The following is an 8,152-nucleotide window of genomic DNA, read 5'->3' as shown; positions in this document are numbered from 1 at the left end:
CTGCGCCCGAATCGCCTCGACGACGTCGAGTCCCGGCGAGTCGGCGACTTCCAGCGTCCGCGCCGTCTGATGGGCAACCAGCTCGGGCTCGGTCAAGCTCCCGAGCTCGACCACCCAGGTGCCGTCGGGAAACAGTCCCTGCAACCGTCGGACGACCTCGGTCGCCACCCGCGTCTTGCCGGCGCCGCCCGGACCCGTGACCGTCACGAGCCGATGGGAGCCCAGCAGCGCCTCGAGCTTCTCGAGTTCCTGCTCACGCCCGACAAAGCTCGTCAGGGGCTTGCGGAGATTGCCCGGCGGCTGGCTGGACGCGGGTTCGCCCTCGGCCCCCTCGCCCCTCGGCACACCGGGCAGGCTCCTGTCCCGGGCGACCTGCGCCCGTGGAGGGGGGAAGTCCGCCTGCAGGTGATCGCTCGTCAGCTGGAACAGCCGCTCCGGTTCCCCGAGGTCCCTCAGCCGATGCTGCCCCAGGTCCTTGAATCCGGCGCCGGGCGGCAGCGGTGGGGCGAGCTCGTCCAGGAAGTCCTGCGTCAGCAGCACCTGGCCGCCGAACGCCGCATCGGCGACGCGCGATGCCCGATTCAGCGCAATCCCCACGTAGCCGGCTTCTGTTGACCGCGCTTCTCCGACGTGAAGTCCCATCCTCACCCGGACCTGCTCACCCGGCGGCGCATCGGGATCGGGCAGCTCCCGCTGCATCTCGAGCGCAGCCTCGAGCGCGTCATTCGCGGACCGAAACGCGACGACGAAGCCGTCTCCCCGGACCGCGACCTCCGAGCCTCCATGACGCGCGATTCCCCTGCGGACGATTTGGTGGTGCCGCTCGATCAACGCGTCGAACTTTCCTCCGTGCTCCTGGAGCATCTGGGTCGAGCCCTCGACGTCCGTGAACAGAAAGGAGATCCGGCCTGCCGGCATGGACCGGGGTGTGGATTGACGCCCGGTGTGACCCAGCCTGCCCACCAGCTCGGAGGCCGACGCCGGCCTCGTCGCGGGGTCGATCGACAACCCGCGTCGAAGCGGTGCCTCCAGGGCGGACGGCACGGTGCCGGGTCTCGTCGGATCCGGGACTTCGCCGGTGAGCAGCATGTAGGCCAGGATCGAAAGCCCGAAGATGTCCGAGGCGGGCGTCGGTGGTTGGCCGGCGGCAACCTCGGGCGCGAGGTAACGGCGGCTGGAGTAGCGCACGGCCACGCTGCCGTCGCGCGTGCCCACCCCCAGATCCACCAGCACCACCTGGCCGTCCGGGCCAAGGATGCAGTTGGACGGCTTGACGTCGCCGTGGACGACGCCGTGCGCGTGCAGGTGATCCAAAGCGGATGCGATCTCCCCAAGCCACTCCACGACGTGGTGCGGATCCAGTCCCGGATCGCCCCGGGAAGCCAGAACAACACTCAGGTTGTCGCCGACGACCCAATCCATGACCAGGCAGTACACGTCTTCGTCGAAGAAGTCCTCTCGGACTAGCGGGAGGTTCGGATGAGGAGGCACCGCCAGCAGTAATCCGGCCTCCCGAAGGAGCATGTCGCGCTCCGTCTCCCGCCCGGCAGGTCTCAGCTTCAGCGCCACAGTGCGGCTGTGCAGGTGGTCCAAAGCACGGACAACACGCCCCTGACCCCCGTGGCCGAGCAGTTCGAGCTGCTCGTACCGATCCCGAATGAGCTGCCGCACGTCAGGGATGGCGGGAGGTGGCGATGTCGGACACGTCAGCTGTTCCGCAGGTCCGAAACGCTGACTGCACCGCTCCGAACGGCCTCGTTGGCAAGACGGATCCTGCGCGCGCCTTCGGTCGCCGCCACGGAGAACTTGTCATACAGCCGCAAAAGGTGCTGCTTTACGGCGCCCTCCGTCACAGTCAGCTCCTCCGCAATGGCCTTGATGGATGCCGGCTCCGTGAACAGATCCCCTGTCAGCAACGGCCGGCACAGGGCGCGAAGCACGTCGCGCTCCCGTCGCGTGAGCTCGGGAGGACGGGTCTCGACCTCCGTGTCGTCGGGCTCGGCCCCCGGGGAGATCAGGAACAGCCGGGTGCGGCCCACCACGATCTCGTCGCCGTGGCGAAGCCGCCTGTCGCCGAACAGCCGCTCGCCGTTGACGAATGTCCCGTTTCGGGAGCCGAGGTCCCGGACGCACCATCCGGCGGCGAATTTCTCCACGACGGCGTGGAGTCCGGACACCTTCCTGTCCTCCAGGACGATCCCGTTGTCCGGACCGGACCCGAGAGTGACGCGATCGGAGTCCAGAACTACTCTCTCCCGGCCCTCCGGCCGCCACACCTCTAGATACGCGTCCATGCGTGCCCCGTGGTCGAGTCTAGCCGCGCGCTGGCGAACGGAAATCGTCGCGGGCGCCCGGGCAAGGTCAGGAATCCGGTTACAGGAACCTGACCTCCAGGCGAGCCAACTGTCATCTGTCCGGGGATGGGACGGGCAGCGGCCCCGGGACACCCTGGGACGACAGGAGTTTCCGGCTGGGGCAAGGAGGTCGCAATGCGGGTCATGCGAGCAGTGACAGCAATGGTTCTGGCAAGCGCTTTGTTAACCGTGTATGGATTTCATGCACCCGCGGAAGCGGCAGATCCGACGCTCTTGAAGACGTTCGCAGTGCCTGGATATCCAGCCGGCATCGCAGCCAATCCGGCCACCAACCGCATCTACGTCACCAGCTACGGCGAGGCCACGGTCGCCGTCGTGGATGGTGCGACGAACACGGTCGTGTCCCGTGTCAACGTCGGAGTCGGCCCGCAGAACCTGGATGTTGACTCGTCGAGGAACAAGATCTACGTGGCCAACTACGCGGCAGGCTCCATCTCCGCGATCAACGGGTCCACCAGTTCCGTTACCGGCTCCGTGCCCCTGGCGGGAGGCGCGCCTTACGACATCGACGTGGACGCCGCCGGTGGGAGGGTCTATGCGACCGACGTCAACCAGAACAAGCTGCACATGCTTGACGCCGCCACACTGTCGCCCTTGACCGTGAAGACGTTCCCAGGTACCCCCTTTGGAATCGAAGTTAACGAGGAGACGGGACGCGTCTACGTCGCCAACCGCTCCACCAAGGCGATTTCAGTCCTGGACAGGGACCTCAACCTGCTGTCCACCGTGCAGGTGCCACACGACGTCTATGGGCTGGAGCTCAACCAGGCTAATGGCCGTATCTACACTTCCGGCGACGGGCTGCTCTCGGTGATCGACGGATCCACGAACGCGATCATCCGGACGGCCGCAGTGGGTTCGCAAGTCATCAGCATCGCCGCCAGTCCTTCCAACGGGATGGTGTACTTGGCGAACTTCGATTCGAACACGATTTCCGCGTTCGACGCCACGAACCAGCTCGTGGCGTCGATTCCGACTCAGAAACCGTACGGCGTTGCGGTCAACCCCGTCACGGACCGGATATACACGGCCAACTACTTCCAGGCGAGCGTCTCGGCCTTCCTGCACGATGTGACGCCGCCGGAGACGTCCATTTCGTCCGGGCCGGCGAGCTTCACCAACTCCAACGCCGCGGCGCTCACGTTCTCCGGCACGGACAACGTTCCCCAGGACGCGGTGCGCCTCGAGTGCCGGCTGGACTCCCAGGCGTTCGCCGCCTGCACCAGCCCCACGACCCTCACGGCGCTGGCTGAAGGTCCGCACACCTTCGCCGTCCGCGCCGTGGACCAGGCGGGCAACGTCGACCCCACCCCCGCCACACGCACATGGACCGTGGACCGCAAGGGACCGGTGCTCGCCTCGGACACGGCCCCCGAGGCCGTGGTGATCAGTGCGGGGGGAGTGGCGGGCTCGAACCTGACCGGCGGGGCCATCGACGACTTCTCCGGCGTGACCGAGGTGGCCGTGTCCTACACGGGGCTTGTCACGCCGCGGGAGTCATTGTCGGCCACACTCACCTGCTCGGACATCGGGAAGCGCTTGTGCGAGTGGTCAGCCCAGGCGCCGACGCTCCCGGGTCGCTACGAGGTGACGGTGACCGGACGGGACAACGCCTTCAATCCGGCGACTCCTCTGAACTTCTCGATCACCGTCGTGTAGATCCAGCCGGAAGAAGGGGGGCTCCCGTTCGGGGGTCCCCCTTCTCGGTTTGCCGGGTCGTGCCTACAGTGGTCGCATGAGCCGAGCGGATCCCTACCGGAAGGTGCGCCAGATCTGCCTGGCGCTGCCGGAGGCCGTGGAGAAGCCCTTCGGAGGACACACGTCACCAGCCTTTCGCGTCCGGGACAAGATCTTCGTGTTCTGCTTTGAGGTCGGTCGTCCGGCCGTCAACGTCAAGGGTGCGCCGGGCGTCCAAGAGGCCCTGGTCGAGCAGGATCCCGGCCGATACTTCGTCCCCGCCTACACCGGCCCCAAGGGCTGGGTGGGCGCGTACGTTGACGGCACCCCCGACTGGGACGAGATCGCGGAGCTCATAGAGGACAGCTACCGCCTCGTCGCACCCAAGCGTCTGGTGTCGGAGCTGGACGGCCGCGCGCCCTCGGCCTGAACCGGTGAACCGGGCCCCCACGCCTTTTCCGGAGCTCAACGCCGTCCTGGCCGGCCTCGTGGGGGCCGCGCAGTCGATCCTCGGGAACAACTTCTACGGCGCCTACCTCACGGGCTCGTTCGCCGTGGGCGACGCGGACATGCAAAGCGACTGCGACTTCCTCGTGGTGACTTCTGGCCCTCTGACCGGTGAGCACGAGTCGGCGCTGCGCGTGCTGCACGACGACATCCCAACCCGCCCCGGCCACTGGACGAAACACCTCGAAGGGTCCTACCCGCCGAAGCAGGATCTCCAGACTCTCGAGGCCCTCGAAAGGGAGTGGCTTTACATCGACCACGGCTGGCGCGAGATGCAGTGGTCCACGCACTGCAACCGGGAGGTGACGCGATGGTCGCTGCGCGAGCGGGGCGTCACGCTCGCCGGACCGGAGCCGCGGACGTTCGTTGGCGAAGTGCCGCCGGAGGTTCTGCGGTCGAGGATGCGCCGGGACATCCAGACGCTGCTGCCCGACCTGCTGTCGTGGACCACCCTGAGTCTGGCGTGGTCGCAGCGCTACGCAGTCGCCACCGTCTGCCGGATCCTGTACACAGTCCACTTCGGGGAGGTGGGCTCGAAACGAGAGGCGATGACCTGGGCAGGCGACGAGCTCGGCCCCCCATGGCAGCCCCTCATCCAGTCTTCCCTGGACGAGCGGGAACGCGGGTACGACGAGGCGGACCGGGCCGCACCGGAAAGGATCGATGCAACGCTCCGCCTGATCGAGCACGCGCGACACCTCATCGGCGCTCGCTGAATCCTCCCCGGACTGACTACCTCACCAGCCGCGGCTTCACTGCCCTGGCCAGTGGACGGGCGAGGTCCCCCCGCTCCCCTACCTCGACCCGCTCGAGCCCGAGCCAGCCGGCCATCAGCCCCAGCTCGCGCGCGAGCTCGGCCGCCACCTCCTTCGGTGCCGTCCCTGCTTCCCCGAAGGCCGCCTGCACGAGAAGGGTCGAGCGTTTGCGGTCCGATTTCAGGTCCACACGGGCGACCAGCCGGTCGCGGAGCAGGAACGGGAGTACGTAGTAGCCGTAACGCCGCTCCGGGGCCGGGACGTAGATCTCGAAGCTGAAGTCGAATCCGAACAGGCGCTTTGTGCGGTCGCGGCTCCAGGTCAGCGAGTCGAACGGCGACAGCAGCGTCCGGGCCTCCAGCGAAGGCGCGGCCCGGGCCGAGGTGTGGACGTACACCGGGTCCTTCCAACCTTGCACTCGCGCCGCCCGCAGAGAACCCTGCTCCACGAGATCGCGCGCCGCTTTCTTCGTGTCGCCCACCTTCAGGAAGAAATAGCCGGCGAGGTCGCCCACGGTGGCCACTCCCAGCGCACGCGCAGCGAGCTCGACCAGCGTGCGTATTGCGTCCTCCGCCGGCGGAGCGGGCTGTGCGAGGACCTCCGGGGGGATCACCCGCTCGCGCAGGTCGTACAGACGCGCGAACCCTCGCCTGCCCGCCAGCGCGAAGCGGCCGGTGGAGACCAGTCCGTCGAGGACGCTCTTTCCGTCCGACGGCCTCCACCACATCAGGGACGACTCGGCGTACTTGGTCTTCGGTTTCTCGCGGCTCCCCTTGTCCTCCAGGTCGCTCAGGGCGATCGGACCGTGGTCGGCCACGTGGCGCTCGATGGCCTCCACGTAGCCCGGACGCTCCCGCCGCAGCTTGGGTCCGGACGTCTCCCAGTCCGACCAGCGGCGCCTCCAGCGGAACAGAGGCTCCAGCTCCGCGGGCACGAAAGACGCCTGGTGCGCGTCCAGCTCCAGCAGCTCGTGGGTCTTGTTGACCAGGCGGTCGAGGTCCGTCATCGGGTACGGACCCAGGCGCGAGAAGACGGGCAGGTAATGCGACCGGACCAGGACGTTGACCGAGTCCAGCTGGAGGGCGTGAAGGCGCCGGACCACCCGGCGGACCCCGGCCACCCCCGGCTTGGACGCGGGCCGCCCCGTCAGGCCCTGGGCGGCCAGCGCGATGCTGCGCGCCTCGTCGGCGGACAGCTCGTCGCTCGGACCGCCTCTTCGTTTGGTTGTCACCCGGCGGTTGCGGTCGCGACCGCCGCGGCCATGGCCCTGGCGGAGTCCTCGCGGAACTTCTTCTGCAAGCCCCGCGCGATGGACCGGCCGGCCTTTGCGATCAGAGCGCCGGGCCGCGAGACGGCTCGGATCTCGTACCAGACGCCGTCGTCGTCCGGGTCCAGCTCGAGCGAGAACAGTTCCTCGCCTATCTCCGCGTGCTCGCGCAGGGTCCCGTAGCAAAAGCCGTAGCGGGGGTCTTCGTCGCTCGGGAGCCGGCTGACGATCCGGCACCCGTTCAGCGACCAGAAGCCCATGTGGCTGGCTATCACCACGACGTTCGAACCCAGTTCGGCGGTCGGCTTCTCCGGGAAGACGTCCGCCCACCCCAAACGGACGCCGGCGAAGGAGTCCAACGCCTGTTTGGCCGTCTCCAGGTCGGACTCGCCGGTCCCAATCCGGACCCGGTGGACGTCCACGTTGTAGCCCTTGGGGTTCATCCTGCACAGTCCCACCGGCTCATAGGACAGGGGGGCCGACGCCAGACCGGACAGGAACTCGCGAATGGTCGCCTCGTCGGGTTTGGAAGACAGGAACATGCGACTACTTAACCATCCGGCCTGACGCGGGGCCCGCTCAAGCCTTCAGAACCGGCGAGCTGTGGGAGCGTTCGGCAGGAACCGCGGTCGAGACGGCGAACGTAGCCGCGCACTGCCTGTCACCCGAGGGAGATCCGCTACTGGGGAGGTTGGAAATGAAGCGTCTTGTCCTGCTGCCTGCTGTGGCGCTTGCCGTGCTGGCGATCGCATTGCCCGCCAGCGCCGTCCGGGTCGACGACCCGACACCCACCGGGGCGTTCAGCGACTCCGGGAACGCGGGATATGTGGAGGTGGACGAAAGCGGCGCCCTGCGCGTCTGCAACGAGAACCCGAACACCCCTGCCGCCGACAGCGGAACCGGCTACATCTGGGTCAATGCCAATGGCGAGGGGACCACGCCCACGTACGGCAACGCCTACGTCGGCGCGGGCGACGCGGACGGTTCCGACGACGGCGACCCGGCCAACGGCGACGAGCCGAACGACTGCCCGTAGGCACCAACAGGTTCGGAGCACGGGGGCCACAGCGGCCCCCGTGCTCACATTCAGGGACGGGGGGCACCATGCAGGCAGTCCGGGCCGCACTTCTCGTGATCATGCTGGCCTCGCCGCCAAGCGCCGCCATGGCCGCATCAGACGGCCTTCCGCTCCCCCTGGCCCTTGACGGAACCGTCGTCGGCGACGCCTTCCGCATCCGCCCCGAGCAGACTGTGCGCGCCAAAGGTCCGCTGCGCATCGTCGTGCGGAAGACGGCGATCGTCGAGGGGACGCTTCTCGGCGACGCGGGACACCCGCTCGAGATCGTCGCCCGCGGCCCCCTGGTCGTTCTCGGGCGGATCACGGGCGGAACCGGTGCTCCCGGCTCCCGTGGGGGCGACGTCGTCCTGAAGTCGCTCACTGGCGAAGTCCGGATCGACCCGGGCGCGGTCGTGGCTTCGGGGGCCGGAGGAGACGCCGCGAAGAAGTCGGCCATGTCCTCGGTGGCTGCAGCCGGCGGCGGCGACGGCGGCGACGTCACGATCGCCGGCTC

The 8,152-nt window shown here is 68.1% G+C and carries 9 protein-coding genes; 5 read left to right on the top strand and 4 right to left on the bottom strand.

The features are described 5' to 3' along the window. Both VNE62_11105 and VNE62_11100 read right to left on the bottom strand, forming a co-directional pair. Positions 1 to 1,671: protein kinase (locus VNE62_11105; protein HVE92825.1), on the bottom strand; the 1,671-nt coding region annotated here is incomplete at its 3' end. 35 nt (positions 1,672 to 1,706) lie between these two features. Further along, positions 1,707 to 2,294 (bottom strand): FHA domain-containing protein, encoded by a 588-nt coding sequence (locus VNE62_11100; GenBank protein ID HVE92824.1) that lies wholly within the window; start codon positions 2,292 to 2,294, stop codon positions 1,707 to 1,709. A gap of 309 nt (positions 2,295 to 2,603) precedes the next feature. Here VNE62_11100 and VNE62_11095 point away from each other — a divergent pair, with 309 nt between their 5' ends. The 3 genes from VNE62_11095 to VNE62_11085 all read left to right on the top strand — a co-directional run bounded on the left by VNE62_11095 (position 2,604) and on the right by VNE62_11085 (position 5,275). Beyond that, the gene (locus tag VNE62_11095) at positions 2,604 to 4,034 is read left to right on the top strand and encodes a YncE family protein (GenBank protein HVE92823.1); all 1,431 of its coding nucleotides are present in this window, start codon (positions 2,604 to 2,606) and stop codon (positions 4,032 to 4,034) included. Between the two features lie 76 nt (positions 4,035 to 4,110). Then, positions 4,111 to 4,482, top strand: a complete 372-nt coding sequence (locus VNE62_11090; protein HVE92822.1) for an MmcQ/YjbR family DNA-binding protein — start codon at positions 4,111 to 4,113, stop codon at positions 4,480 to 4,482. A gap of 4 nt (positions 4,483 to 4,486) precedes the next feature. Then, positions 4,487 to 5,275 (top strand): aminoglycoside adenylyltransferase domain-containing protein, encoded by a 789-nt coding sequence (locus tag VNE62_11085; GenBank protein HVE92821.1) that lies wholly within the window; start codon positions 4,487 to 4,489, stop codon positions 5,273 to 5,275. 16 nt (positions 5,276 to 5,291) lie between these two features. On the opposite strand, the gene VNE62_11080 is transcribed toward VNE62_11085, so the two are convergent. Together VNE62_11080 and VNE62_11075 are read right to left on the bottom strand one after the other, a co-directional pair. Further along, positions 5,292 to 6,545, bottom strand: a complete 1,254-nt coding sequence (locus VNE62_11080; protein HVE92820.1) for a crosslink repair DNA glycosylase YcaQ family protein — start codon at positions 6,543 to 6,545, stop codon at positions 5,292 to 5,294. Further along, positions 6,542 to 7,123, bottom strand: a complete 582-nt coding sequence (locus VNE62_11075) for a DUF1990 domain-containing protein (GenBank protein HVE92819.1) — start codon at positions 7,121 to 7,123, stop codon at positions 6,542 to 6,544. Before VNE62_11075 ends, VNE62_11080 begins: the two co-directional genes overlap by 4 nt. Positions 7,124 to 7,278: 155 nt before the next feature. Between VNE62_11075 and VNE62_11070 the strand changes: the two genes are divergently transcribed. Together VNE62_11070 and VNE62_11065 are read left to right on the top strand one after the other, a co-directional pair. Then, complete coding sequence (locus VNE62_11070) at positions 7,279 to 7,617, top strand: hypothetical protein (GenBank protein ID HVE92818.1); 339 nt, start codon at positions 7,279 to 7,281, stop codon at positions 7,615 to 7,617. Positions 7,618 to 7,685: 68 nt separating this feature from the next. Continuing rightward, positions 7,686 to 8,152: hypothetical protein (locus tag VNE62_11065; protein HVE92817.1), on the top strand; the 467-nt coding region annotated here is incomplete at its 3' end.

The organism is Actinomycetota bacterium (genome assembly GCA_035536535.1).
Classification (GTDB): Bacteria; Actinomycetota; JAICYB01; order JAICYB01; family JAICYB01; genus DATLNZ01.
The sequence above is the reverse complement of the archived record's forward strand: the minus strand, read 5'-3'. Positions and strand labels throughout refer to the sequence as shown.

What these genes read in the sequence shown, in the direction of transcription:
- VNE62_11075 (HVE92819.1), bottom strand. Translation starts at nt 7,123, where the DNA reads ATGTTCCTGTCTTCCAAACCCGACGAGGCGACCATTCGCGAGTTCCTG.
- VNE62_11090 (HVE92822.1), top strand. Translation starts at nt 4,111, where the DNA reads ATGAGCCGAGCGGATCCCTACCGGAAGGTGCGCCAGATCTGCCTGGCG.
- VNE62_11100 (HVE92824.1), bottom strand. Translation starts at nt 2,294, where the DNA reads ATGGACGCGTATCTAGAGGTGTGGCGGCCGGAGGGCCGGGAGAGAGTA.
- VNE62_11070 (HVE92818.1), top strand. Translation starts at nt 7,279, where the DNA reads ATGAAGCGTCTTGTCCTGCTGCCTGCTGTGGCGCTTGCCGTGCTGGCG.